Below are 25,255 nucleotides of genomic sequence, written 5' to 3' on the forward strand. Positions count from 1 at the left end.
GTCAGCCCCCCGAGCCCGTCCAGCCGGACCGCTCGATCGCCGAGAGCCCCCGGATCACCAACGACGACGTCAGCGCCGCCGCCAGGTCGGGGTCCCGGTCGCGGTAGGCGCGCAGCAGCCGGTCGTGGTCGGCGAGCGACGCCGTCAGCCGGCCGGGCAGCGACAGGCTGACGTGGCGCAGCTGCAGCATCCGCAGGCCCAGGTTGTCGAGCACCCGGCACAGCGTGCGGTTGCCGGTGATCTGGGCCTCGGTGTTGCGGAAGTCCACATTGGTCCAGAAGTAGCGGTCGACGTCGTCGAGGGCGACCGCCAGGGCGAGCTCGTCCTGCAGCGCCTGCAGCCGGTCGAGGTCGTCGTCGGAGGCGACCTCGACCAGCTCCCGGCTGACCAGCGCGTACAGGTGGGCGCGCACTCGGTACAGCTCGCGCACCTCCTCGATCCGCAGCGGCGCCACCCGCGGCCGCCGGTGCGCGGAGATCTCGACGAACCCCTCCCGCTCCAGCGTCAGCAGCGCCTCGCGCACCGGGGTGCGGCTGCTGCCGAAGTTGCGCGCCAGCTCGACCGAGTTGAGGTCGTCGCCGGGCAACAGCCTGCCCTCGATGATGTCGGTGCCGACGCGGACGATGATCTCGTCGACGATCGTGTTGCCGAGCCCCCGGTCCAGGACCCGCAGCAGCTCGCGGCGGCCCAGGCTGTGCACCGGGCCCGTGGGCTCGGCCGCTCCGATCGACATGTCCGTTCCCCCTCGGACCAGCCTCAGGCCAGGCCCGGCCACTTCGCGATCACGCGGTCGCACAATGCCCGGCTCGCCTCGGCGACCACCGGGAAGCCCTCCAGCCGCTCGAACGGTCGACACGCGTCGATCACCGCGCGGGTGTTGTAGGCCGGGGCGCCGCGCTCGCGCAGCGGGTCGACCCGGCTGCCCCATGTGCGGCGCACGACCTCGATGTCGTGGCCCGGCTCGGTGCGCGAGCACATCGCCCACACGACCTCGTCGAGGCTGCGGGGGTCGACGTCGTCGTCGACGACGATCACGAGCTTGTTCATGTACGCCGCGGCGGGCAGCGACGACGTGAGCATTCCGGCCTGCTTCGAGTGTCCGGCATAGCGCTGCGTGATGGAGACCGCCAGCAGCTGCCTGCCCCCGCCCGCCTCGTGCGCCCAGACGCCCTCCAGGCCGGGCAGACCCGTCGCCACCAGGGCGTCGTGGATCATCGCCGACTTCATGACGCTGCGCATGTACGAGTAGTCGTGCGGCGGCTTGCCGGGCGGCGCGCCGAGCAGGATCGCGTCGTCGCGGTGGTAGACGCGCTCGATGTCCATCGTCAGGACGGGGTCGATGCCGCCGCTGTAGTAGCCGGTCCACTCGCCGAACGGGCCCTCGGGGCGCGTCCGGTCCGGGTACAGCCAGCCCTCGACGACGATCTCCGCCGTCGCCGGGATCGGCAGGCCGGTGACCTCGCCGCGCACCACGTCGACGGGCCGCCCGATCACCGCACCCGCGTAGTCGAGCTCGGACACCCCGCCCGGCACCTCGGTCCCGGCGACGACGAGCAGCAGCGGGTCGTGGCCGAGCGACGCGACGACGGGCGCGCGGCCCTCCTTCGCGAACCAGTCGCGCACGTGCATCGCGCCGTGCTTACCCGACTCGATGTTGACGCTCGCGGACCGGCCCTCGTCCTGGACCTGCATCCGGTAGGCGCCGGCGTTGATCTCGCCGGTCGCCGGGTCGCAGGTGATGACGGCGCAGCCCGTGCCGATGTAGCGGCCGCCGTCGCCCTCGTGCCAGCGCGGCACCGGGAACCTCAGCAGGTCGATGTCGTCGCCGGTGTCGATGTTCTCGCACACCGGCCCGGTGTCGACGGTCCGCGCCGCGAACCTCGGGGCCGCGGCGACCCACTCGTTGGGCTTGCTGCGCAACGCCTGCACGAGCTTCCGGTCGTCGAGGTCGGTGCCCAGCCGCAGCGTGACGCCGAGGCGCCGGGCGTTGGACATGCTGCCCGAGAGCACCCGGGCACCCGCCGGGTAGCCGGTGACCCGGTCGAACAGCAGCGCCGCGGGGCGGCTGCGCCGGTAGTTGACCTCGGAGGCGGCGCCGATCTCGAGGTCCCAGTCGGCACCCTCGAGGACGGTCAGCTCGCCCAGCTCGTCGACGAGCGCGAGCCAGCCGCGCAGGTCGTCGACGTCCTCCAGCGACGTTCCCATTGCCGCGCCCCCGTCAGGACTTGTAGAGCGAGTCGATGTAGCCGTTGTCCTGCAACGACTGCAGCGCCCCGTTGTCGATGTACTTCGAGACGTCGTCCGGCGCCGCGGTCCCCTTCTCCGTGGCCGCCTGCGCGAACGCCGCCTTCAGCAGCGTCGGGTCGACCTTCGGGTCCTTCGCCCACAGCGGCTCGAAGAACGTGTAGGCGACGTCGGCGAGCGCGGGGTCGTCGGTACCGCTGTGCTTGCGGATGCTGTCGACCGCCGTGGCCTTGTCCTTGTGCAGCATCGACAGGCACTCCACCTCCGACTTGACGAACGCGTCGACGGCCGGGCCGTTGGCCTGCGTCCACGACGCCGTCGCCGTGTAGGCGTTGGCGGCGGCGGGGTACTTGGTGAAGTCCATGACCTTGTGGGCGCCGAAGTTGCGGGTCGTGGTGCCCGTCGGCGGCTGGGTGACGATCACGTCGACCGCACCGGACTGGAGCGCCGTCACCTCGGCCGGGGTGGACTTCAGGTACGTCTTCTGGACGTCCTTGTCGGTCCAGCCCTGGTCCTTGAGCCACGCGTCGACGGCGGTGTCGCCCAGCGACCCGGGTGAGCTCAGCCCGATCTTCTTGCCCTTGACCTGCTCGGGCGAGGTGATGTCGCTCTTGCCCCACATCTCGACGTAGAAGCTCGAGATCGGCAGCGCTATGTAGCGCAGGTCGACGCCGCCGAGCGCACCGGCCGCGGTGGTGGCCGCGACGCCGGCGCCGATCTGCACGCTGTTCGACGCGAGCGCGGCGAGCAGCTGGGAGCTGCTGTTGAGCAGCGTCAGCTTGACGTCCAGCCCGTTCTTCTTGAAGACGCCCTGGTCCTCGCACACGTACAGGTCGGAGTATGCGGCTCCGATCGCGGTGTAGCCGACGGTGAGGGACATGCTGCCGGCCGCGGGGGCGTCGCCGCCACCACCGGCGGCCGCGGGCTTGCCGCAGGCGACGGCGGCGGCGCACGCCAGGGCCAGCACTGCGGCGGGCAGGACCTTGCGGAGTCGCATCGGAGAGCCTTTCGTGGGACGGCGCCGGGGAAGCGGCGCCGGGGTGGGTCAGACCGAGCTGGACCAGAAGGTGAAACGGCGCTCGATCCACGCGACGCTGCGGGTGAGCACGATGGCGAGCACGGCGATCACGACGATCGCAGCCATGGCGTCGTCCATCTTGAAACCGGACGTCTCGGTCTGGACGACGTAGCCCAGGCCCGCGTTGCCCATGAACAACTCGGCGACGATCGCGCCGACCAGGGCGCGGCCGACGGCCTGCCGGACGCCCGCGAGCACGAACGGCAGCGTCGCCGGGAACGTGACCGAGCGCAGCGTGAGCAGGCGGGGCGCGCAGAAGACCGTTGCGACCTGCAGGTAGTGCCGGTCGACGTTGCGGGCGCCCGCGATCACGTTGATCAGCAGCGGGAAGATCGCGCTCCACACGACGATGACGAGCCGGGCCTCGGCGCCGATGCCGAACCAGAAGATGATGATCGGCAGGAACACCACGAAGGGCACCGAGTACATGATGCTGACCAGCGGTTCGGTCAACCCGTAGAGGGTGTTGGAGCGACCGATCAGCAGACCGAGCGGGATGCCGACGACGACCGTGATGATCATGCCGTAGGCGACGGACTCGAGCGTCGACAGCAGCGGCGGCCACAGCTCGCCGGTCCCGATCATGTGGACCAGGGCCCTGACGGCGCCGACGGGGGAGCTGGCGAAGGACGCGTCGACCCAGCCCGCGGAGGCGGCGATCTGCCACGCGCCCAGGACGACGACGAGCCCGATCAGGCCGAGCGTCCCCGTCGTGAGCTTCTTGTCCTTGCGCGCGTTGATCGCCCGTTCGATCGGACCGGCGATCGGACTAGCCGGCTGCGACACCTGCGTGGTCATCCGAGGTCACCCTCCTTCCGGGCTGGGCCTGCTTGCCGATCTGGGACTGCGCCATCACGAGGTCGACGATCCGGTCGGACATCGCGAGGAACTCCGGCGTGCGCTTCATCGCCGGGGTTCGCGGCCGCGGCAGGTCCACGTGGATGTCGGCGACCAGGTGCGCCGGGCCGCGGGAGAGCACGAGGACCCGGTCGGCGAGGAACACCGCCTCGGGCACGTCGTGGGTGATGAACATGGCGGTCTTGCCGGCCTTGACGCCGTCGGCCTGCCAGATCCGGGTGAGCTCCTCCTGCATGACCTCGCGGGTCTGCGCGTCGAGCGCGGCGAAGGGCTCGTCGAGCAGGATCAGCTCGGGGTCGGTGGCGAGCGCCCGTGCGAGGTTGACGCGCTGGCTCATGCCGCCCGACAGCTCGCGCGGGTACTTGTCGCCCTTGCCGCCCAGCCCGACGAGCTCGACCAGCTCGGCGACGCGGGCGCGGCCGGCCGCGTCGAGGCGGCCGTGGGCCTTGAGTCCGAACTCGATGTTCTGCACGACGTTGCGCCACGGGAACAGCGACGCCTGCTGGAACACCAGCGACCGGTCGCGGCCGGGGCCGTCGATGCGGTGGTCATCGAGCTCGAGGGTGCCGCCGGAGATGGGGATCAGGCCGGCGACGGCCGTGAGGAAGGTGGTCTTGCCGCAGCCGCTGGGGCCGACGACGGCGATGAACTCGTTCGGTGCGACGTCGAAGGACAGGCCGTCGACGGCGAGGGCGTAGGTGCCCTTGCGTCCGGACCTGTGGCCGATCTCGACGTCGCGCACCCGCAGCTTCGGGCGTGGTGGCGCCATGTGCTCGTCCTCCTTGATCGAGCCGGACCGGATACCGACATCCGCCCCGAAACGGTCGGCGAAGTGTCGACACTTGGAGTAGATCAGCGGTGCAGGGCACTGTCCAGAGCCCGGCCGCCAGAATATGAGAACCCTCGCATCAGTTCTCCTTATCGACGGAAATCGCACGTGAGACGTGGTCTGGGGCGATGTATGGTCGGCCGCGCGGAAGGCCTCGTCGGCCTCCGGGAAGAACTTCTTGTGTCGACACACGCTGTGCGGAGGAAACGGATGACCGACGCGAAGGGCTGGACGCGGTTCCTGACCGAGCAGGACACCGCCCTGCTCGACCGCACGTCGTGGGCCAAGCGCGAGCCGTTCGGGCTCGGCGAGCGGCCCGCGGTGGTCGTCGTCGACGCCTACTACGGTGCCCTCGGTGAACGCCGCCCGCTGGAGGAGATCCTCGAGGCCTGGCCCTCGGCCTGCGGGCCCGCTGGCTGGGACGCCGTCGACCGCACCGTCGGGCTCCTCGACGCCGCCCGCGCCGCCGGGGCGCCGGTCTTCTACCTCACCGGTCTGGCGGCGAACCCGAACCCGTGGAACCGCAAGGCGCGACGGAGTTCTCGTCGGCGTGATCCGAACTTCCTGAGGATCGTCGACGAGCTCGCCCCGCAGCCCGGCGACACCGTCCTGGAGAAGGTCACGCCCAGCGGATTCACCTCCAGCGCGCTCGCCCCGCTGCTGACCGCGGCGGGTGTCGACACCGTCCTCGTGTGCGGCGAGGCGACGTCGGGCTGTGTGCGTGCCACCGCCGTCGACGCCTGCGTGATCGGACACCGTGTCGGTGTCGTCGAGGACTGCTGCTTCGACCGCATCGAGGCCAGCCACTGGATGAGCCTGTTCGACCTCGACCAGAAGTACGCCGACGTCATCGACCGCGACGCCGCGATCACCTACCTGGAGGGGACCGGCCGGAAGGGGACCGCGTCGTGAGGGTGGTCGTCGCCATGACCGGCGCGAGCGGCGCCGTCTACGGCGTCCGCACCCTGCAGCTGCTGCACGACACCGGCGGCGTCGAGACCCACCTCGTCGTCTCCCACGCCGCCGCGCTCACGCTGCGCCACGAGTGCGACCTCGACGTCCGTGGCCTGGAGAAGCTCGCCGACGTCGTGCACCGGCCGTCGGCGATCGGGGCGCCCATCGCGTCCGGCTCGTTCGGCGTGCACGCCATGCTCGTCGTGCCGTGCTCGATCAAGACACTCTCGGCCGTGGCCCACTGTCACGCCGACGACCTGATCGCCCGCTCCGCCGACGTCTGCCTCAAGGAGGGCAGACCGCTGCTGCTCATGGTCCGCGAGACGCCTCTCCACCTCGGGCACCTACGCACCATGACCGCCGCCGCCGAGGCCGGGGCGATCGTCATGCCACCGGTGCCCGCCTTCTACGCACGGCCGCAGACCCTCGACGACGTCGTCGACCACACCGTCCGCCGGGCGCTGGTCCGCGTCGGAGTCCCCGACGTGGCCCCGCCGGAGTGGGACGGCAGGATCGATCCGTGAGCGCGCCCTTGGCTCGGCCCTGGTCGTCACGCGCCTGGGGCGCGGTTTCGTGCCGAATACCGCAGACAGCCGTCCGCACCTGCTGGAAGGCATCGGACGGGATGCGGCCGACCGTTCTCGCCGTATAGGCACCCGAAGAACAGTGGTGACCGGTCGGTGACCGATCGGCCTGAGCGAGACAGAAAAATGACCTGGAAGGATATGAATCCTTCCAGGTCAGAGATGGTGCGCCGCCAGGGACTCGAACCCCGAACCCGCTGGTTAAGAGCCAGCTGCTCTGCCAATTGAGCTAGCGGCGCAGAGTATTGAATTGTCGCTTCCCGGAACTGCTGCGCCCCACCGCCCGGCGCCTTCGGAACGCTATCACAGCGCTTTCCGGCCCCTGCGCGGTGGGGCACCGCGCTCCGGGTGAGTGACGGGACTTGAACCCGCGACTTCCTGGACCACAACCAGGTGCTCTACCAGCTGAGCTACACCCACCATCGGCACGGGCGTCAGCCCGTGACGTGAACGATCGTAGCGCCCCCCTCAGCGGGCTTCGACACCGGACCCCGACACCGCCGCGGCCGCCGCCTGGGCCTGCTCGGACGTCGGACCGGGGGGTGCGACGAACAGCGTCGCGCGGTAGTACGCGAGCTCCCGGATCGACTCGCGGATGTCGGCGAGCGCGCGGTGCGCCAGGCCCTTCTCGGGCTTGGCGTAGAACACCCGCGGGAACCAGCGCCGGCACAGCTCCTTGATCGAGCTGACGTCGACCATCCGGTAGTGCAGGTGCGCGTCGAGCTCCGGCATGTCGCGGGCGAGGAAGCCGCGGTCGGTGGCGATCGAGTTGCCCGCCAGTGGCGCCGACACCGGGTCGGGGACGTGCTCGCGCACGTAGGCCAGCACGGCCTGCTCGGCCTCCTGGAGCGTCACCGTCGAGCGCCGCACCTCCTCGGTGAGGCCGGAGCGGGCGTGCATGTCGCGCACGACGTCGGGCATCGCGGCGAGGGCGGACTCGTCGGCGTGGATGACGACGTCGACACCTTCGCCGAGGACGTTGAGGTCCCCGTCGGTCACGAGCACGGCGATCTCGATCAGTGCGTCGCGCTGCAGGTCGAGACCCGTCATCTCGCAGTCGATCCACACCAGACGGTCGTTCATCCCGCCACCCTAGGCGCTAGAGTCCGCCGACGTGGGGGAGAACACGAACGCCGATCCGGTGACCGCGGCCCAGCAGATCGCGTCCGGCTACGCCACCGACGGGCTCGCGCTCGAGCTCGGCACGGTGCTCGTCGACGGGGCGGTCGACCCGTCGGCCAAGGTGCGCATCCCGTTCGCGACGCTGAACCGGCACGGTCTGGTCGCGGGCGCCACCGGCACCGGCAAGACGAAGACGTTGCAGTGCCTGGCCGGCCAGCTGTCCGACGCGGGTGTCCCGGTGCTGCTCGCCGACGTCAAGGGCGACCTGTCCGGCATGGCGAGGCCCGGCGAGGACGGGCCGAAGATCCGGTCGCGCGCCGAGGACACCGGCGACGACTGGACGCCCACCGCCTACCCCGTCGAGTTCCTCTCGCTCGGGGCGCCGTCGGCCGCCGTGCCGATCCGCGCGACCCTGACCCAGTTCGGCCCGATCCTGCTGTCGAAGGTGCTCGACCTCAACGACACCCAGGAGTCGACGCTCGGCCTGATCTTCCACTGGGCCGACCAGCAGCAGCTGCCGTTGCTCGACACCAAGGACCTCCGCGCGGTCATCCAGCACCTCACCTCCGACGAGGGCAAGGCCGACCTCAAGGGCATCGGCGGCGTCTCGCCCGCGACGGCCGGGGTCATCCTGCGCGCCCTGGTCAACCTCGAGGCGCAGGGCGGGGACCACTTCTTCGGCGAGCCCGAGTTCGACCCCGCCGACCTCATCCGTCAGGTCGACGGCAAGGGCGTCGTCTCGCTGCTCGAGCTCGCCGACCAGGCCGCCAACCCCAAGCTCTTCTCGACGTTCCTGATGTGGCTGCTCGCCGAGCTCTACGAGGAGCTCCCCGAGGCGGGCGACCTCGACAAGCCCAAGCTCGTGTTCTTCTTCGACGAGGCGCACCTGCTGTTCACCGACGCGTCGAAGGCGTTCCTGGAGCGCATCGAGCAGACCGTGAAGCTCATCCGGTCCAAGGGCGTCGGGGTGTTCTTCTGCACCCAGCTGCCCACCGACGTCCCCAACGCGGTGCTCTCGCAGCTCGGTGCCCGGATCCAGCACGCCCTGCGCGCCTTCACCCCGGAGGACCAGAAGGCGCTGGCGCGCACCGTCAAGACCTACCCGACGTCGAAGGTCTACGACCTCGAGGAGGCGCTCACCTCGCTGGGCACCGGCGAGGCGATCGTGACCGTGCTGTCGGAGCGCGGGGCGCCGACGCCCGTCGCCTGGGCCCGGATGCGGGCCCCGCGCTCGCTCATGGCGGCGATCGGCGAGCCGGCCGTCACCGAGGCCGCCAAGGCGTCCCCGTTGTACGGCAGGTACGGCGAGACCGTCGACCGCGAGTCGGCCTACGAGAAGCTCACCGCGAAGATCGCCACGCCGCCGCCCCCGGAGGCCGTGCCCGTCGACGCCCCGCCGCCCCCGCAGGCCCCGCGGCGCCGGGAGAAGGAGGAGCCGGGGATGGTCGCCGAGGTGCTGGGCTCACCGGTGGTCAAGTCGTTCCTGCGGTCCGCGGCCAGCGCACTGGGCCGCGAGATCACCCGGGGCCTCTTCGGCACCCGGCGGCGCTGACCGGCGGAGGTCGGCGAGCACCGACGGGGTGACCGCCGCGGCGAGGGCGACGCCGTCGGCGGCGGTCACGTCCGTCACGCGGTAGCCGCCGTCGCCCGCGGCGGTGACCGCCTCGACCGTGACGAGCCCGACGCGGCGCTGGAAGACGCTCTGCCGCAGCCGCCAGCCGATGACGCCGCTGCGTTCCAGCACGACGGTGCGCCGGTGCAGCCCGCCCCAGCGGGTGACGAGATGGCGGTCGGTGAGCAGGTGTCCGAGGTTGCGGTAGCGGTCGAGCGCCAGCGGGACGGCGAGGGCGGCGAGTGCCGTCGTGAGCGGGCCGAGCCAGCTCCAGCCCGCGACGGTCGACGCGACCGTCCAGCCCGCTGCGCACACCACGAGCGCCGGACCGACCGCGCGGGTGAGCCTGCGCCACAACGCCCGGCGCGGGTGGCGGCGCAGCGGCGCCAGCGTCGACCGTTCGACGGGCTCGCCCGCGACGAGGGCCGCCAGTGCGTGTGTCTCGGACCTGGACGCCGGGGGCTGTAGTGCGCCGCCCTGGCTGCCGCGGCCCAGCCCGGTCGCGAGGACCCGGGTCTGGGCGCCGCGTCCGGCGCGCAGCAGCAGCGGCTCGCTGACGAGAACGCCGCGCAGCCGGTTGCCGGCCACCGACAGCGAGCGCCGGGTCAGCAGTCCGCGGTGGACGCGCAGGGTGCCCTCGTCGTCACGGGTGAGCCGGTAGCCCCACCAGCGCTCGGTGAACATCAGCAGCGCGCCCAGCACGGCGACGACGAGCAGCGCGAGCGCGAGGAACCCGACCGTCAGCCAGATCGCCGCGCCGAGGACGCGCTGCTCGAAGTCCGCGGCGAACGGCAGGTCGCGTGGCCGTACGCCCAGCTCGCTCACGACGTTCCACACCGCCGCGATCAGCACGCCCGTCCCGGCCAGCGCGGACGTGGTGAGCGGCGCGAACCGGATCCAGGGCCAGCGCAGCACCGACAGCACCCGGGAGTGGCGATGGTCGCCACGACGACCATCGCCGCTCAGGACCTCGCCGGGAGCGCCCGGAGCGCCCGGCGAGTCCACGGAGCCCGGGGCGTCGGCCGCCTGGTCCGGGCCCGGCGTCCTGCCGCCGACGCCTCCCGGTGCCGGGGACGACTGCAGCAGCTCGCGGCGCAGCCGGCCCGCCTCCGCGACGCTGACCGCGTCGAGCTTGAGGCCGTGGTGGTCGGCCGAGGCGTGCGAGGCGCCGCGCACGTGCAGGACGCCGAGCCCGAAGACGCGGTGCAGCAGCGTCGAGGTGACGTCGACGGTGCGCAGCCGGTCGCGCGGCACCGAGCGGCGCTGCCGCCGGACCCAGCCGCTGTGCAGCTCGACGCGGTCGGGCGTGATCCGGTACCGCGTCGTCTTCCAACGGACGAGGCCGAGCACGACGAGCGCCACCGTGATGCCCAGGGTGATCCACAGCCGCACGGGGTCGCCGCGGCCGGTGAACAGCAGGATCACCAGCAGCGGGAGCAGCCGCACGACGTGCTGCATCGGCGCGACGACCAGCATCCTCCCGTCCAGGCGCCGCCACGGGACCTCCGCGCCGACGTCGGTCACGTCGCGTCCCCCGGCGTGGCCTGCGTGGTCTCGGTGAGCACCCGGGCGAGCTCGGCGGCGTCGTCGGCGGCGAGGCCGTGGATGGTGACCGGGCCGCGGGCCGACGCCGTCGTCACCGTGACGCTCGCGAGCGTGAGCCACTGCTGCAGGGGCCCGTGCTCGGTGTCGACGGTCTGCACGCGCGAGATCGGCGCGATCCGCCATTCGCGCACGACCAGCCCCGACCGCGTGTAGACCGCCTCGTCGGTGATCTCCCAGCGGTGGATGCGGTACCGGATCGGCGGCACGACCAGCGTGTACACGGCGGCGGCCAGCGCGGTGAGGATCGTCGTCAGCAGCAGCCAGAACGGGGCCGACGCACCGAGCGCGAGCCAGACGACGAGCTGCGGCCCGGCCAGGACGACGAGAGCCACCAGCCCCTGCAGGCGCCACCACTGGACGGCACGGGGATCGACCCGGTGCGCGGGCGGGCGCAGGGGGAGCGCGAGGGCGGCCGTCGGCTGCATGCCTCCACTGTGCCCAAACCCGCGTCGCGACGGGTGGTCGATCCGTCGCGCGGCCGGGGTGACGGACGTCAGTGCTGACCCGGGTGGGCGAACGCCGCGAGCTGCGTGCGGCGCAGGAGCTCCGTCTGGCCCTGGACCAGGTGGAACGATGCCTCCCGGGCCCACCGCTGCTCCGGCGAGGACAGCAGCATCGCGCCGCCCGCGCGGGCGGCGACCAGCGCGTTGGCCGACCGGACCGTCAGCTCGGCGATCTCCCCGCGCAGCTGTGCCCGCTCGCGCAGCCGTTCGCCGGCCGGGACGTCGACCAGCAGCGCGTGGGCCTCGGCGCGCAGCGCCGCGCCGCGTTCACCGAGCTGCAGGGCCGCGTCGACCGCCTCCGGCCGGTCGCGCTGCACGCCGAGGCGTTCCAGCTCCACGAGCACCCGGCGCAGCAGGCCGAGCGTCGCGGGACGGGTGTCGGCGGTGCGGACCGCGTCGGCCGCGAGCCAGGCCTGGGCGTCGACGTCGAGCAGCACCTCGTCGGGCGCGACGGCCATGTCGTCGAGCTGGAGCGCAACGGTCCGGGTGCCACCCATGACCGCCAGCGGCTGCGGCGGGCCGGCCCGCAGTCCCGGCCGCTGTGCCGTCGGGACCAGGGCGAACACGAACCGGCCGGACGCCGTCGTTCCCGCCGACGTGTGGGCCGCGACCATCGTCATGTCGGTGAGGCCCCAGCCGGTGCACCAGTCGGCCGTGCCGGTGAGGCGCCAGCCGCCGCCGGGTGCGGGATCGGCGCGTACCGCGGGGGTGCCGGGGCGCCGGATGTGCGCGATCGCGATGCCGGCCGTCGTCGTGCCCGCCGCGAGGCCGGGACGGTGCCGGGCCGCGGCGGGTCCGCGCCGGTAGGCGTGCTCCGGGACGCCCTTGATGGGGCCGGCGGAGTCGCCCTGCGGGTTGCGGTGCTGGGTCACGACGAACCACGTCGCCCCGCACGCCCCGGCGAGCAGCTCGACGGTCTCGATGTCGACGCGCTGCGTCGCGCCGAACCCGCCCTCGGCGACGGGCACCCGCACCGACAGCAGGCCCGCCGCGGCGAGCGCCCGCAGGTGGGCGGGGTCGACACCGCGGGCGGGATCGTCGGCGGCCGGGGCGTGCGGGCCGATCACGTCGTCGCACAGCCGGGTCATCGCCGTGACGGCCGGGTGGGCGGCGACCTCGGGCGGCGGCGCGAACAACTCCTCGACGGTCGGCACGCAGCGACGCTACGTCACCCCCGGCGACCCCCGAGCGCAACCTCACGGTCCGGCCGGCCGTGCGGGACGACGGTGGGGTTGCGCTCGGCGTAGGGGCGCAACCTCATGGTCCGGTCAGCCGCGCGGGACGACGGTGACGTTGCGCACGGGTCGGGGGCGCGGCGGCGGGGAGGTGCGCGGGGTCGTGGTCAGCGCGGCGGGACGTGCGCGGGTCGAGGGTCAGCGCGGCGGCGGGAGGTCGCGCCGGACGATCTTGCCGGTCTGGTTGCGCGGCAGCGCGTCGACCACGACGACGTCGCGCGGGACCGCGAACCGCGACAGCCGGGACCGGACCGCCTCGCGCAGCGCGTCGGCGTCGACGTCCGCCCCCGGCTCCGCGACGACGTAGGCCGCGAGCCGCTGCCCGTACTCGTCGTCCGGAACGCCGACGACCGCCACCTCGCGCACCTCCTCACGCGCGGCGATGACGTCCTCCACCGGCCCGGGGTGCACGTTCTCCCCGCCGGAGACGATCATGTCGTCGGCACGTCCCGTGAGGTGCAGCAGGCCGTGCTCGTCGAGCTTCCCGACGTCGCCCGTGCCGAGCAGGCCCTCCCGTCGCTCGACGTCGGACGCGCCGCCCGTGTAACCCTCGAACGGCAGGTCGTTGCCGACGAACACCCGGCCCTCGACCCCCGGCGGGACGGGACGGCCGTCGTCGTCGAGGATGCGCAGCCTGGTGCCGACGGGCGCGCGGCCCGCGGTGCCGGGTGCGGCGCGCAGGTCGGCCGGCCCGGCGATCGACACCCACGACACCTCGGTCGAGCCGTAGAGGTTGTAGAGGACCTCGCCGAAGCGGTCCATGAAGGCGGTGGCGAGCCCGGCGGGCAGCGCCGAACCGCTGACGGCGACGATCCGTGGCGCGTGCCCGGCCCGCCAGCCCGGCGCACCGGCCTCGAGCACCCGCTGGGCCATCACCGGCACCGCGAACACGGCGTCGCACCGGTGCGCCGCAACGGTGTCGAGGAGGTCCGCCGGGTCGAACCGGGCCCGCAGCACGACGGTCGAGCCGTGCAGGACGGCCAGCAGCAGCGCCGCGTTGCCCCAGGTGTGGAACAGCGGCGCGGCGATGTGCACGCCGACGCCCGCGCGCAGCGGGATCTCCGAGAGGATCGCCGCGGCCGGCGCGAGCGTCGACGGGTGCGGGCGACGGGCGCCCTTCGGCGGGCCGCTCGTGCCGGAGGTGAGGACGACCGTCCGGCTCCGGCCGGGTCGCAGCGGCAGCGTGCCGGCGACGTCGGCGGCGATCAGGTCTTCGCAGGTCGGGTGTCCGTCGCCCGGTCCCCGCGCGACGACGACGCCGACGTCCTCGGGCAGGGCGGCGAGCCGGTCGTGCAGGTCGGCGTCCGCGACGACCGTGTGCACGCCGAGGTCGGCGAGCACGTCGGCGAGCTGTGCCGGGGCCATCCCGTTGTTGAGCAGGACGACGTCGGCGCCGATCTTCTCCGCCGCGACGGCCACCTCGACGGGATGCCGGGAGTTGCGGCACAACAGCGCGACGGGCTCGTCCGGCCCGGTGCCGCGGGCTGCGAGCGCACGCGCGAGCCGGTCGGTGCGCCAGTGCAGCTCGGCGTAGGACACGGCGCCCGCGTCGTCGACGATCGCGGCCCGGCGCGGGTGCCGCGCTGCGCCGGCGGTGTAGCCCGCGGCCAGCCCGATCCCGTAGCGCAGCAGGCCGCAGGCCATGCCCGCCAACCGGTCGGGTCGCACGGGCCGCACGACACCGGACCGCGTCAGTGCCGCGAGCGCCCGCGCGGTCCCGCCCGCGGCCCCGATCCCGGCCCGCAGAGTGTCGATCATCCCGCCAGTGTCACGGACCGCCGCCAGGCCCGCACACCCCACCCGCGGCCCCCGGGGCCGGGTCACGCATGGGTCACGCGCTGGTGCGGTGGGAGGCCGCGGCGGCGGCCAGGCGTGCGGCCGTGTCGGCGATGAAGGCGCCGAGCCGCTTCTCGATCAGCCCCGTCGTCCCGGGGACCTTGGCCCGGAACGACGACCGCCAGGAGATCTCGGTGCCTCCGGAGGCGGTCGGGGTGAGCCGGACATCGGCGCGGTAGTCGCGGATCGGGATGCCCGAGAGCAGGACGTAGCCGAGGTGCCGGTCCTGCTCGACGGCGACGACCTCCTCGCGCGTGTTCGCGTGCCCGGTGAACGCGCGGATCGCGCCGACGCCGTTGGGGTCTGGGGCGCCCGGGCGTTCCAGCCGGGCGGTCGCGAAGTCGGCCCACTCCGGCCACGTCGTGACGTCGTGCAGCAGGGCGAACACCTCCGACGGCGGAGCGTCGCTGGTCGCCTGGACGTCGATCCTCCCGGTACGCATGTACCAGATGGTACATGTACCACTTGGTACGGTCCAGGGGTGACCGATGCGCCGCCGCTGTCCCGTCGTGACGAGCTGCTCGCCGCGGTCCTCGACCATCTCGCGACGACCGGCGCGGGCGACCTGTCCCTGCGGGCGGTGGCCGAGGCCGTCGGGACCAGCCACCGGATGCTCAGCTACCACTTCGGGTCGCGCGACGGGCTGGTGCTGGCCGTCGTGCAGGCGGTCGAGGCCGCGCAGCAGCAGACCGCCGCGCTGCTCGCCGCCGACACCGGGATGTCGCCGGCCGACCAGATGCGGGCGCTGTGGGCGCAGGTCTCCCACCCCGCGCTCGCGCCCAACGTCCGCCTCTTCTTCGCCCTCTACGCCCGCGGGCTCGCCGGGGAGGAGCCGGCCGCGCGACTGCTCGACGGCGACATCGCGCGGTGGGTCGAGCCGTCGGCCCGGGCGGCGCACGAGCGTCTCGGGGCCACGCTCGACGAGGCCCGCACCGACGTCCGGCTGGGGGTGGCCGTCGTGCGGGGACTGCTGCTCGACCTGCTCGCCACCGGCGAGCGGGACGCCGTCGACCGGGCCTTCGAGCGGTTCGTGCGGCTGTGGGAGGACGGGACCCGCTGACGGGCGGGTCAGCGACGCGGCGGGCACCGGACCCCGTCGCGCCGCTGGGGCACCCGCTCAGGCGGTGGGCCTGGTCAGGTCGTAGACCGTCCGTCCGCCCACCGTCGTCGCGGTGAAGTGCTGCTCGACCCATTCCTGAATCTGTGCGCCCGTGCCGCGGCCCTCACCCGGGCCACCCGGGCCACCCGCCGGCACGCCCGCGGTGTCGCCGCCGCGGGCCGCGTGGTCACCCGCCCCGCCCGCGACGAAGTAGTGCACCTGGCCCGCCGACACCCACTCCTGGAACTGCTCCGGCGTCGGCGACGGGTCCGAGCCGGTGAAGCCGCCGATCGCCATGACCGACACGCCCGTCGCGAGCTCCAGCGACGCCGCACCCTGCGAGCCGAGCGTCGCCGCCGCCCACCGGTATCCCGAGGCGCCCCCGACCAGGTCGGTGAGCGCGGGATCCGAGGTCTCCGCGCCGGGACCGCTGCCGAAGCCACCGAACCCGGGGAAGCCACCGAAGCCGACGGAGCCACCGGGGAGGCCTCCCGGCCCGGCCTCCCCGGCGCCGGCGCCGCCGCTCCCCAGGGCGGCGCCGGCGCCCTCCCGACCGTCCCGCCCGACGCGGCCGGAGTCGCCGACGTCCGAACCGAACCTGCCGAACCCGCCGCGGTCGCCTGCGGTGGCCGGACCGGCCGACGGGACGGAGCCGGTGTGCGGTGTCCCCGCGGTCTCGACGGCGTAGGCCCCCGGCCCCGCGACGCCCAGCAGGACCGCGGCCCCCGCCACGACGGCGAGCCGGCGCCGCCCGCCGGCCGGGACGAGCAGCACCACCGCGGCGCCGATCCCGCCGACGAGCACGACCCAGCGCAGCCACGGCACGAACTCCGGCGACCGGCCCAGCAGCACGAACGCCCACGCCGCGGTGAGGGCCGCCGTCGCGGCGAGCACGGCGCGGCCGGTCCAGGTGCCGCGTGCCCGCCACGCCTCCCGGCCGCCGAGCGCGACGAGCGCCGCGATCGCGGGCGCCAGCGCGACCGTGTAGTAGGGGTGGAACGTGCCCTCCATGAAGGAGAACACCAGGATCGTCACGACGGTCCAGCCGCCCCACAGCAGCAGTGCCGCCCGGGTGCGGTCGGTCCGCGCGGCACCGCGGGTCAGCCACAGCCCGGTGACGAGCAGGACCAGCGCCGCCGGCAGCAGCCAGCTGATCTGCCCGCCGATCTCGGTGCCGAACAGCCGCCCGAGGCCCGTCTGACCGCCGAACAGGCCGCCGGGACCGCCCCCACCACCGCGGAACGCCTCGGCCCCACCGGGCAGGGCGCGGCCCGCGAACCCGCCGCCGTTGCCCTCGCCCCCGAAGATGCGGCCGAGGCCGTTGTAGCCGAAGGCCAGCTCCAGCGGACTGTTGTTCGTCGAACCGCCGATGTAGGGCCGGTCGGCCGCCGGCCACAGCGCGACGGCGAGCAGCCACCACCCCGCGGACACGACGATCGCCAGTCCCGCGGCGAGCAGGTGCAGGACCCGCTTGCCGACGGTCGTCGGCGCCGCCCACAGGTACGCCAGCGCCATCCCCGGCACGACCAGGAAGCCCTGCAGCATCTTCGTCAGGAACGCGAAGCCGATCAGCACGCCGGCCAGCACCAGCCAGCGCAGGCCCGCCCTCTCGATCGCCCGGGTCGTCGCGTAGGCCGCCGCGACCATCAGCAGGACGAGCAGGGCGTCGGGGTTGTCGAACCTGAACATCAGCACGGCGACAGGGGTGAGCGCGAACAGCACACCCGCGACCAGGCCCGCGGTGGGACCCGCGATCCGCCGGACCGTCGCCCACAGCAACGCGACGACCCCGACGGCCATCAGGGCCTGCGGGACCAGCAGGCTCGCCGACGAGAAGCCGAAGATCCGGCCCGACAGGGCCATCACCCACAGCGACGCGGGCGGCTTGTCCACGGTGATCGCGTTGCCGGCGTCGAGCGAGCCGAAGAAGAACGCCTTCCAGCTCTGCGTGCCGGCCTGCACGGCCGCGGCGTAGAACGAGTTCGCGTAGCCGGACGCCGTGATGTCCCAGAGGTAGAGCACTGCTGTCCCGACGAGCACGGCCGCGAGCGCGGGGAGCTCCCAGCGGGGACGGCGGCGGGCCGCGGGGGCGGGCCCGGGATCGGCCTGGGCCCCGACCCCGGTGTCGAGCGTGGTGGTCATGCGGAAATCTCCGGTACGGGGTCGGCCGCCGGGCGGCGGGCGCGGAATATCCAGGAGCGGAACAGGACGAACCGCAGCACGGTGGCCACGGCGTTGGCCAGCACGATGACGGCGAGCTCGGTGGAGCGGCCCGCCCCCGGCGCGGGGGAACCGAGGAGGGCGAGCGCGCCCGTCGTCAGGACGAGGCCGAGACCGAACACCACGAGTCCCTGGAACTGGTGGCGCCCCGCGCCGGCGCGGCCGCGGACGCCGAACGTCAGCCGACGGTTGGCCGCGGTGTTGGCGAACGTCGTCAGCAGCAGCGCGAGGATGTTGGCCGCGATCGCGCCCATCATCCCGCGCAGCAGCACGTAGAGCAGCAGGTTCGCCAGCGTGCTGGCGACGCCGATCGCGGCGAACCGGGCCAGCTGGCCCGTCATCCCCAGGGGGACCCCGGGCACCTCGAGCGGGGCGCGGCCCAGGCTCGCCCGCAGCTCGCTCACCGGCAGGCGCCCCGACGCCAGCGCGCGCCCGACGCGGACGATCCCGCGCAGGTCGGCCTTGGCCGTCGCGACGATGTCGACGCGGGAGTCGGGGTCGTCGACCCAGTCGACGGGCACCTCGTGGATGCGCAGCCCGGCCCGCTCGGCGAGCACGAGCAGCTCGGTGTCGAAGAACCACCCGGTGTCCTCGACCAACGGCAGCAGCCGGGCCGCGACGTCGCGCCGGATCGCCTTGAACCCGCACTGCGCGTCGGAGAACCCGGCGGCCAGCGTGCCGCGCAGGAGCAGGTTGTAGCAGCGGGAGATGAACTCGCGCCTCGCGCCGCGCACGACGCGCGAGCCCCGGCCCAGCCGGGTGCCGATCGCGAGGTCGGAGTGTCCGGACAGCAGCGGCGCGACGAGCGGGAGCAGCGCGGCGAGGTCCGTCGAGAGGTCGACGTCGCAGTAGGCCAGCACCTGTGCGTCGGACGCGCCCCAGACGCTGCGCAGGGCCCGGCCGCGGCCCTTGAGCTCCAGCCGGACGGCTGCGACCTCGGGGATCTCCTCGGCGAGCGCCGCCGCGATGCGCGGGGTGGCGTCGACGCTCGCGTTGTCGGCGATCGTGATGCGGAACGGGTAGGGGAACGACCCGCGCAGGTGTGCGTGCAGCCGGCGGACCGACGGCTCGAGATCGCGTTCCTCGTTGTACACGGGGACGACGACGTCGAGCACGACGTGCCCGCCCGGACCCGGCACGGGCGCGGGGAACACAGCCGGATCGGCGGTGTCGAGGCTCATGGGCACGACGATGTCGACGTTCCCTGTCGTGGCCTTGTGGTCGTCCTGTGCGCGAGCTGTGAGCGGAGACGACGCCACGGTTCCGCGCGAGACGCCGGCCGCAACCCGAGCGCTCCCGCGGCGCGAGTGGACGACGGTGAGGTCGCGCGTGGAGGCCGGGGACCGGCGGGCCCCTCAGCGGCGGCGGAAGCGTTCCGCGAGCTGCGGGTCGTCCTCCCACCAGAGGCGACTCGGGGCGGTGTCCTCGGGGTCGTCCTGCTGCGCCGCGGCGGCGGCCTCCCGGGCGTCGAGCTCCGCGTCGATCTCGACGGCGCGCTGCTCGTCCTCGCGCGTCATCCGGGCGACGACGATCCCGATGAACGGCAGCCCGACGACGTCACCGCCCACCCACAGCACGCCGGCGCCGAGGACCTGGTCCAGTCGCAGGTCGGGACCCCAGTCGCGGTGCAGCGCCAGGTAGTGGTCGGCCCCGACGAGCGGCCCGAGCCACAGCACCAGGCCGAGCACCGCGTCGCCGACGACCTCGACCACGGTGATCCACAACGTCACCAGGTAGGGGTCGGCGCGCGGGGTGGGGTCGACGCGCAGCCGGGTCCAGAAGTAGAGCCAGCCCGCGACGACGAGCATCGTGCCGGACAGCCCGCTCGCGACGCTGCTGCGCAGCGTCAGCGGGTAGAGCGGGCTGAGGTACAGGACCAGCATCGGCACGACGAGCACGACCGTCACGACCAGCGGGAACGTCAGCGCGCGGGCGGGGGCCGAGTGCAGCACGCGCGACCAGCGTGCGCGGCTGCCGAGAGGCAGGAGGTCGGCGACGAGCCGCACCGGCGACCCCATCGCCAGCAGCAGCGGCGTGACCATCAGCAGCACGACGTTCTGCGCGGCGCGTGGCCAGAACAGGGTGTCGGCGTACACGCCGAGGAAGCTGCAGCCGACGAACGCGATGCTCGCTGCGCCGAGCACGAAGCAAACGGTCCGCGACCGCGGCCATGCCGGCCCGGCATGCCGGGCCCGAGCGTTGAGGTAGCCGCCGAGCAGCAGCACCGCGGCGAGCAGCGTCCCGGGGTCGGCCCGCCACGACGTCAGCGTGCGGCCGAGGGTCAGCGGCGGCAGCACCGCGGCGAGGGCGTTCACGAAACACCTCGCGCAGCTATTCCCGCGATGCGCCGACGTGAATTCCGCCACGATTTCGGCGCGGCCGTGGCGTACATCGGCCCTCCCTTTTACGTCGCCCGGCCGCCGATGGTATCTGCGCCCCGACCGCTCTTCCCGTCGTCCTCGTCTGACGGGAATCTGCTGGAAGGCGGGCTTGCGGCCGGACGTCCGGATGTCGCGGCGGTACGAATTGTGCCCAGCTCGGGGCAATTTCCAGGTAAAGCGACGGTATTCGGTCGGCGGGTGCTGCGGGTACGTCCCGAGCGCGTGTCAGAATCGCGATTCCCGGGTCCGACCCGGGTGATCGGGTGAGGTGTCGATGGGGCTCCCGGGAGGGGCTCGCGCCGGGGTTCGGCGCGGAGGGTCGCGGGCAGGTGTGACGGTGCGGGTGGTCGTCGCACTCGTGTCGGCGATCACGCTGACCCTCACGGGCTACGCGTGGTCGGCCTACAGCAGGCTCGACGGCGGCATCGCCACCAGCGACGTGCTCAGCGGCAACCGCACGGCCGACGGCGCGACCGACATCCTGCTGGTGGGTATCGACAGCCGCACCGACAGCCATGGGAACCCGCTGCCGCAGGCGGAGCTGAACGCGCTCACCGCGGGACCCGACACGGGTACGAACGACACCGACACGCTCATCCTCGTGCGCATCCCTGCGAGCACGTCCGCGCCGGTCACGGCAATCTCGATCCCGCGCGACTCCTATGTGGAGATCCCGGGCTACGGCACCCACAAGATCAACTCGGCCTACGCGCGCGCGATGGCGAGCGCACAGAGCCGGCTGTCGGCCCAGGGGGTCACCGGCGCCGCGCTCGCCGTCCAGGAGGCCGACGCGGGCCGCAAGGAGCTGGTCCGGACCGTCGAGCAGCTGACCGGCGCGTCGATCGACCACTACGCGGAGCTCAACCTCGTCGGGTTCGCCGACATGACGCAGGCCGTCGGGGGTGTGCAGGTGTGTCTCGACGCACCCGCGCGCGACAGCTACTCCGGCATCGACCTGCCCGCGGGACCCCAGACGATCGCGGGCCCGCAGGCGCTCGCGTTCGTCCGACAGCGCCACGGGCTGCCGCGTGGCGACCTCGACCGCATCGTCCGCCAGCAGGCGTTCCTCGCCTCGCTCACCCACCAGGTGCTCTCGGCCGGCACGCTCGCCGACCCGGCCCGGCTGACGTCGCTCATCGACGCCGTCGACCGGTACATCGTGCTCGACCCCGGCTGGGACCTGCTGACCTTCGCCTCCGGTCTGCAGGGGCGCACCGGCGGCGACATCCAGTTCCGCACGATCCCGACGGGCAGCGTCGACCTGCGGACGCCCTCGGACGGGGACGCCGTGCAGGTGGACCCGTCGGCGGTGCGGGCGTTCGTCGCCGGGGTGGGCGCGCCGCCCCCGCCCGCCTCCTCGGCGTCGACGGGGAACGCGCTCGCCGACGCCGGTGCCACCGTCGACGTCGAGAACGGCACCTCCCGCAGCGGCCTGGGCGCCTCGGTCGCCCGTGAGGTCGCGTCGTCGGGCCTGCCGACGGGAACGGTCGGCAACAGCGCGGCGACGACGCACACGGTCGTGCGGGCCGGCCCGGGAGCCACCGCCGCGGCCGCCCAGGTGGCGACGCTGCTCGGCGGCGTTCCGGACGTCACCGACGACGCGCTGCCCACCGGGCACGTGGAGGTCGTCGTCGGGCAGGACTACCGCGGACCGACCGCGGCGGCCGCCGCGCAGGCCGCTGCCGGCGCGTCCGCGTCCGCGGCGCCCGGTGCGCCCCCCGCTCCGCCGCTGACCGCCGACGGGGTGCCCTGCGTGAACTGACGGCGTGACGCCGCGAGAGTGCCGCCACCGACAGCAGGAGGAGAGCGATGTCGACCATCTCGTACCTGGAGGCCGTCGTCGTCGGCGCCCTGCAGGGTGTCAGCGAGCTGTTCCCGGTCTCGAGCCTCGGGCACAGCGTCCTGGTCCCGGCGCTCGTGGGCGGCCGTTGGGCCACCGACCTGTCGGTCACCCGGCCCGGTTCGCCGTACCTCGCGGTACTGGTCGCGATGCACGTCGCGACGGCGCTGGCCCTCGTCGTGCACTACCGCCGCGACTGGGTGCGGATCGTCGGCGGCCTCTGGGAGTCGTTGCGCCGCAGGCGGATCACCTCACCGATCGCCCGGATCGGGGTGCTGCTCGTGCTGGGCACGATCCCCGTCGGCATCGCCGGACTGATCCTGGAGGCCCCGCTGCGCGACGTCCTGGGCAAGCCGATCCCGGCCGCGCTGTTCCTGGCGGTCAACGGGCTGGTGCTCTGGCTCGTCGAACGCGGCCGCCGCGCGGCCGCCGACGACTCGGCCGCCGCCCCGACACCGTCCGACGACGCGGCCGCGCCGCAAGGGGCCACCGTCGACTTCTCGGCGCAGCCGACGCTACCCATGCACGCGGTGGCGCCGGGCCGCGCCGGGGTGGCCACGGCCGTGTCGGCGGAGGACCGGTCCGACGCCCGGGTCTCGCGGCTGGGTTGGCGGGACGCCCTGGTGGTCGGTGGCGCGCAGAGCCTCGCGCTGCTGCCCGGCATCAGCCGCTCGGGCATCACGATGGTCGCGGCCCTGCGCCGCGGCCTGCGCCACGACGACGCCGCCCGCTTCGCGTTCCTGTTGGCGACGCCGGTCATCCTCGCGGCGGGCCTGCTCAAGATGCCGAGCCTGTTCACCGCGGCCGAGCGCCCCGTCCTCGGTCCCGCGCTGGTCGGCAGCCTGGTCGCGGGCGTCGCGGCGTACCTGTCGGCCCGGTTCCTCAGCCGCTGGTTCCACACCGGAACCCTGCGCCCGTTCGCGGTGTACTGCGTCGTCGCGGGCCTGGGCAGCCTGGCCTACCTGGGGCTGTTCGCCGGCTGACCGCCCGGCGGCGCGATCGCGACGTGCCACGGCGGGTCGGCCGGCGGCAGGTCCGCAGGCGGGCCGGCCGGCAGCCGCACGGTGAACCGGGTGCGCCCCGGCACGCTGTCCACGTGCACCGACCCGTTGTGGGCGGCGACGACCGCGTGCACGATCGCGAGCCCCAAACCGGTGCTGCCCGCCGCCCGCGAGCGGGACCGCTCACCGCGGGCGAATCGCTCGAAGATGTGCGGCAACAGCGCGGGTGGGATGCCCGGGCCGGAGTCGGTGACCGTGAGCACGGCGTCGCCGTCGCCGGGGTCGGTCGCGAGCCCGACGGTGACCTCGGTGCCCGGCGGGGTGTGGGTGCGGGCGTTGGCCAGCAGGTTAGCCAACACCTGGCTGAGCCGGGACGCGTCGCCGACGGTCGAGACGGGCTCGTCGGGCAGGGCGAGCCGCCAGGAGTGCTCGGGCCCGGTGGCGTGCGCGTCGCTGACCGCGTCGAGGACGAGTCGGGTCAGGTCGACGGGTGCGCGGTCCAGCGGCCGGCCCGCGTCGAGCCGGGCGAGCAGCAGCAGGTCCTCGACGAGCGTCGTCATCCGCTCGGCCTGCGAGGAGATGCGCACCAGCGAGTACTCGGCGTCGGGGCTGAGCGGGGAGCGCATCGTCAGCTCGGCGTAGCCGCGGATGGCGGCGAGCGGAGTGCGCAGCTCGTGGCTCGCGTCGGCGATGAACCGGCGCAGCCTCATCTCGCTGTCCTGGCGGGCCTCCAGGGCGCCGCCGACGTTGTCCAGCATCAGGTTCAGTGCCGCGCCCATCTTGCCGACCTCGGTCCGTGGGTCGATCTCCGGCACGCGCTCGACGATCTCGACCTCGCCGCGGTCCAGCCGCAGCGCGCTGATCGTCTCGGCGGTCTCGGCCACCCGTTCCAACTGCCGCAGCTCGCGGCGGACCAGGATCGCGCCGACGACGCCTGCGCCCGCGAGCGCGACACCGAGCACGATGACCTCGATGAGGATGAGCCCGTCGACGACCGACTCCGCGCGGGCCTGCGGCAGTCCGATGACGAGGAAGCCGCCGTCCGGGCTGGGGAAGGCCGAGAGCCGGTAGGTGCCGATCGAGAGCGACGCGCTCGTCGGCTGCGCCGTCGGGACCAGTGCTTCCAGCGCGGCGTAGTCCTTGGTGGCGACCGGCAGGGTCGTCCCGCCCTTGTCGGTCACGAGTGCCTCGACGACCCGCCCGGCGACGACGTGCGCGCCCAGCGTCCGCGGCTCCTGCGCGGGTCCGAGGAAGACGTCGTTGCGGTCGGGCGACGGGCCTGGTGGCGGGCCCTGGTCCTGGAACCGGGAGAAGCGCTGGCCCGCCGAGCGCAGGTCGTCGTCGAGCTGGCGGATCATGAACTGGCGCACGGCGATCGTCGTGGCCAGGCCGATGACGAGGAAGGCGGCGGTGAGCAGCACGAGCACCGTGGCGACCAGCCGCGCGCGCAGCGAGCGCGGGGCCGCGCGGGGGGTCATTCCCCGGACGAGGGCTTGAGCACGTAGCCCGCGCCACGGACGGTGTGGATCATCGGTGCCCGGCCGTTGTCGATCTTCTTGCGCAGGTAGGAGATGTAGAGCTCGACGACGTTGGACTGTCCGCCGAAGTCGTAGTGCCACACGCGGTCGAGGATCTGCGCCTTGCTGAGCACGCGGCGCGGGTTGCGCATCAGGAAGCGCAGCAGCTCGAACTCGGTGGCCGTGAGGTCGACCTCCACGTCGCCACGGCGGACCTCGTGGCTGTCCTCGTCGAGCGTCAGGTCGCCGACGGCCAGCTCCGAGCCCTGCCGCGCGGCGGTCATCCCGGAGCGGCGCAGCAGCCCCCGCAGCCGGGCGACCAGCTCCTCGAGGCTGAACGGCTTGGTCACGTAGTCGTCGCCGCCCGCGGTCAGGCCCGCGACCCGGTCCTCGACGGCGTCCTTCGCGGTGAGGAAGAGCACGGGGACGTCCGGGGTGTCGGCGCGCATGCGGCGCAGCACCTCCAGGCCGTCGAGGTCGGGGAGCATCACGTCGAGGACGACGGCGTCGGGGCGGAACTCGCGGGCCGCACGCACGGCCGAGGCCCCGTCGGCCTCGGTGCGGACGTCCCAGCCCTCGTAGCGCAACGCCATTCCCAGCAGGTCGGACAGCGTGGCCTCGTCGTCGACGACGAGCACCCGCACGGCACTGCCGTCGGCACGCTGCAGTCGGCCGGCGACCTGCTCGTTCACCCCGGTCATGCGGCCACGATCGCGCGCGCGACTGTGACGCTGCTG

The 25,255-nt window shown here is 73.7% G+C and carries 22 protein-coding genes and 2 tRNA genes; 6 read left to right on the plus strand and 18 right to left on the minus strand.

What is annotated here, in order from left to right; translation table 11 throughout:
• Position 1 precedes the first annotated feature (1 nt).
• Genes PSD17_RS31395 through PSD17_RS31415 form a run of 5 tightly spaced genes read right to left on the minus strand, consistent with a single transcriptional unit; the run spans position 2 to position 4,949 of the window.
• Positions 2-733, minus strand: coding sequence for a GntR family transcriptional regulator (locus PSD17_RS31395; RefSeq protein ID WP_013677093.1), 732 nt, complete (start codon positions 731-733; stop codon positions 2-4).
• 23 nt (positions 734-756) lie between these two features.
• Positions 757-2,205 carry a UbiD family decarboxylase gene (locus tag PSD17_RS31400; RefSeq protein ID WP_103383631.1) on the minus strand — a complete coding sequence of 483 codons (1,449 nt, stop codon included), beginning with the start codon at positions 2,203-2,205 and terminating at the stop codon, positions 757-759.
• Positions 2,206-2,218: 13 nt separating this feature from the next.
• Positions 2,219-3,241: an ABC transporter substrate-binding protein gene (locus PSD17_RS31405; RefSeq protein WP_013677091.1), complete on the minus strand. Its 1,023-nt coding sequence runs from the start codon at positions 3,239-3,241 to the stop codon at positions 2,219-2,221.
• A gap of 48 nt (positions 3,242-3,289) precedes the next feature.
• Positions 3,290-4,120 (minus strand): ABC transporter permease, encoded by an 831-nt coding sequence (locus tag PSD17_RS31410; RefSeq protein WP_103383632.1) that lies wholly within the window; start codon positions 4,118-4,120, stop codon positions 3,290-3,292.
• Positions 4,092-4,949, minus strand: a complete 858-nt coding sequence (locus PSD17_RS31415; protein ID WP_013677089.1) for an ABC transporter ATP-binding protein — start codon at positions 4,947-4,949, stop codon at positions 4,092-4,094. The genes PSD17_RS31410 and PSD17_RS31415 overlap by 29 nt, the downstream gene beginning before the upstream one ends.
• 270 nt (positions 4,950-5,219) lie before the next feature.
• Here PSD17_RS31415 and PSD17_RS31420 point away from each other — a divergent pair, with 270 nt between their 5' ends.
• Positions 5,220-5,921, plus strand: coding sequence for an isochorismatase family protein (locus PSD17_RS31420; RefSeq protein WP_013677088.1), 702 nt, complete (start codon positions 5,220-5,222; stop codon positions 5,919-5,921).
• Positions 5,918-6,487 carry a UbiX family flavin prenyltransferase gene (locus PSD17_RS31425; RefSeq protein ID WP_267895063.1) on the plus strand — a complete coding sequence of 190 codons (570 nt, stop codon included), beginning with the start codon at positions 5,918-5,920 and terminating at the stop codon, positions 6,485-6,487. The genes PSD17_RS31420 and PSD17_RS31425 overlap by 4 nt, the downstream gene beginning before the upstream one ends.
• Before the next feature lie 223 nt (positions 6,488-6,710).
• Here the strand turns inward: PSD17_RS31425 and PSD17_RS31430 are convergent.
• The 3 genes from PSD17_RS31430 to orn form a co-directional block, all read right to left on the minus strand.
• Positions 6,711-6,786, minus strand: a tRNA-Lys gene (locus tag PSD17_RS31430).
• 108 nt (positions 6,787-6,894) lie between these two features.
• Positions 6,895-6,967 (minus strand) — tRNA-His (locus PSD17_RS31435).
• Between the two features lie 48 nt (positions 6,968-7,015).
• Entirely contained in the window at positions 7,016-7,630 is a 615-nt protein-coding gene (orn, locus tag PSD17_RS31440; RefSeq protein WP_013677086.1) for an oligoribonuclease, read from the minus strand.
• A 31-nt stretch (positions 7,631-7,661) separates the two neighbouring features.
• On the opposite strand from orn, the gene PSD17_RS31445 reads away from it, so the two are divergent.
• Positions 7,662-9,221 carry a helicase HerA-like domain-containing protein gene (locus PSD17_RS31445; protein WP_339125980.1) on the plus strand — a complete coding sequence of 520 codons (1,560 nt, stop codon included), beginning with the start codon at positions 7,662-7,664 and terminating at the stop codon, positions 9,219-9,221.
• Here the strand turns inward: PSD17_RS31445 and PSD17_RS31450 are convergent.
• From PSD17_RS31450 to PSD17_RS31470, 5 genes are all read right to left on the minus strand, one after another.
• Positions 9,132-10,805, minus strand: a complete 1,674-nt coding sequence (locus tag PSD17_RS31450; protein ID WP_339125981.1) for a PH domain-containing protein — start codon at positions 10,803-10,805, stop codon at positions 9,132-9,134. The two genes, PSD17_RS31445 and PSD17_RS31450, sit on opposite strands and share 90 nt — an antisense overlap.
• Complete coding sequence (locus PSD17_RS31455) at positions 10,802-11,311, minus strand: PH domain-containing protein (protein WP_013677083.1); 510 nt, start codon at positions 11,309-11,311, stop codon at positions 10,802-10,804. Before PSD17_RS31455 ends, PSD17_RS31450 begins: the two co-directional genes overlap by 4 nt.
• A gap of 68 nt (positions 11,312-11,379) precedes the next feature.
• Positions 11,380-12,543 carry an acyl-CoA dehydrogenase family protein gene (locus PSD17_RS31460; RefSeq protein WP_339125982.1) on the minus strand — a complete coding sequence of 388 codons (1,164 nt, stop codon included), beginning with the start codon at positions 12,541-12,543 and terminating at the stop codon, positions 11,380-11,382.
• 219 nt (positions 12,544-12,762) lie between these two features.
• Positions 12,763-14,382: an AMP-binding protein gene (locus PSD17_RS31465; protein WP_339125983.1), complete on the minus strand. Its 1,620-nt coding sequence runs from the start codon at positions 14,380-14,382 to the stop codon at positions 12,763-12,765.
• 73 nt (positions 14,383-14,455) lie between these two features.
• On the minus strand, positions 14,456-14,902 hold the full coding sequence (locus tag PSD17_RS31470) for an SRPBCC family protein (RefSeq protein WP_103379984.1): 447 nt from the start codon (positions 14,900-14,902) through the stop codon (positions 14,456-14,458).
• A 39-nt stretch (positions 14,903-14,941) separates the two neighbouring features.
• Here PSD17_RS31470 and PSD17_RS31475 point away from each other — a divergent pair, with 39 nt between their 5' ends.
• Entirely contained in the window at positions 14,942-15,520 is a 579-nt protein-coding gene (locus PSD17_RS31475) for a TetR/AcrR family transcriptional regulator (RefSeq protein ID WP_013677079.1), read from the plus strand.
• A gap of 57 nt (positions 15,521-15,577) precedes the next feature.
• Here the strand turns inward: PSD17_RS31475 and PSD17_RS31480 are convergent, their stop codons facing one another.
• From PSD17_RS31480 to PSD17_RS31490, 3 genes are all read right to left on the minus strand, one after another.
• Positions 15,578-17,701, minus strand: a complete 2,124-nt coding sequence (locus PSD17_RS31480) for an ArnT family glycosyltransferase (protein ID WP_339125984.1) — start codon at positions 17,699-17,701, stop codon at positions 15,578-15,580.
• Positions 17,698-18,960, minus strand: coding sequence for a bifunctional glycosyltransferase family 2/GtrA family protein (locus PSD17_RS31485; protein WP_339125985.1), 1,263 nt, complete (start codon positions 18,958-18,960; stop codon positions 17,698-17,700). Before PSD17_RS31485 ends, PSD17_RS31480 begins: the two co-directional genes overlap by 4 nt.
• A 174-nt stretch (positions 18,961-19,134) precedes the next feature.
• Positions 19,135-20,094, minus strand: a complete 960-nt coding sequence (locus PSD17_RS31490) for a cytochrome c oxidase assembly protein (RefSeq protein WP_339125986.1) — start codon at positions 20,092-20,094, stop codon at positions 19,135-19,137.
• A gap of 403 nt (positions 20,095-20,497) precedes the next feature.
• Between PSD17_RS31490 and PSD17_RS31495 the strand changes: the two genes are divergently transcribed.
• Positions 20,498-21,922 carry an LCP family protein gene (locus tag PSD17_RS31495; protein ID WP_233899152.1) on the plus strand — a complete coding sequence of 475 codons (1,425 nt, stop codon included), beginning with the start codon at positions 20,498-20,500 and terminating at the stop codon, positions 21,920-21,922.
• A gap of 47 nt (positions 21,923-21,969) precedes the next feature.
• The gene (locus PSD17_RS31500; protein ID WP_339125987.1) at positions 21,970-22,983 is read left to right on the plus strand and encodes an undecaprenyl-diphosphate phosphatase; all 1,014 of its coding nucleotides are present in this window, start codon (positions 21,970-21,972) and stop codon (positions 22,981-22,983) included.
• Here PSD17_RS31500 and PSD17_RS31505 read toward each other — a convergent pair.
• Together PSD17_RS31505 and PSD17_RS31510 are read right to left on the minus strand one after the other, a co-directional pair.
• Positions 22,959-24,479: a sensor histidine kinase gene (locus tag PSD17_RS31505; RefSeq protein WP_339125988.1), complete on the minus strand. Its 1,521-nt coding sequence runs from the start codon at positions 24,477-24,479 to the stop codon at positions 22,959-22,961. The genes PSD17_RS31500 and PSD17_RS31505 overlap by 25 nt on opposite strands.
• Positions 24,476-25,219, minus strand: a complete 744-nt coding sequence (locus PSD17_RS31510; RefSeq protein ID WP_339125989.1) for a response regulator transcription factor — start codon at positions 25,217-25,219, stop codon at positions 24,476-24,478. The genes PSD17_RS31505 and PSD17_RS31510 overlap by 4 nt, the downstream gene beginning before the upstream one ends.
• Positions 25,220-25,255: the final 36 nt, after the last annotated feature.

Origin of the sequence: Pseudonocardia sp. D17 (assembly GCF_036984265.1) — a bacterium.
GTDB classification, from domain to species: Bacteria; Actinomycetota; Actinomycetes; order Mycobacteriales; family Pseudonocardiaceae; genus Pseudonocardia; species Pseudonocardia benzenivorans.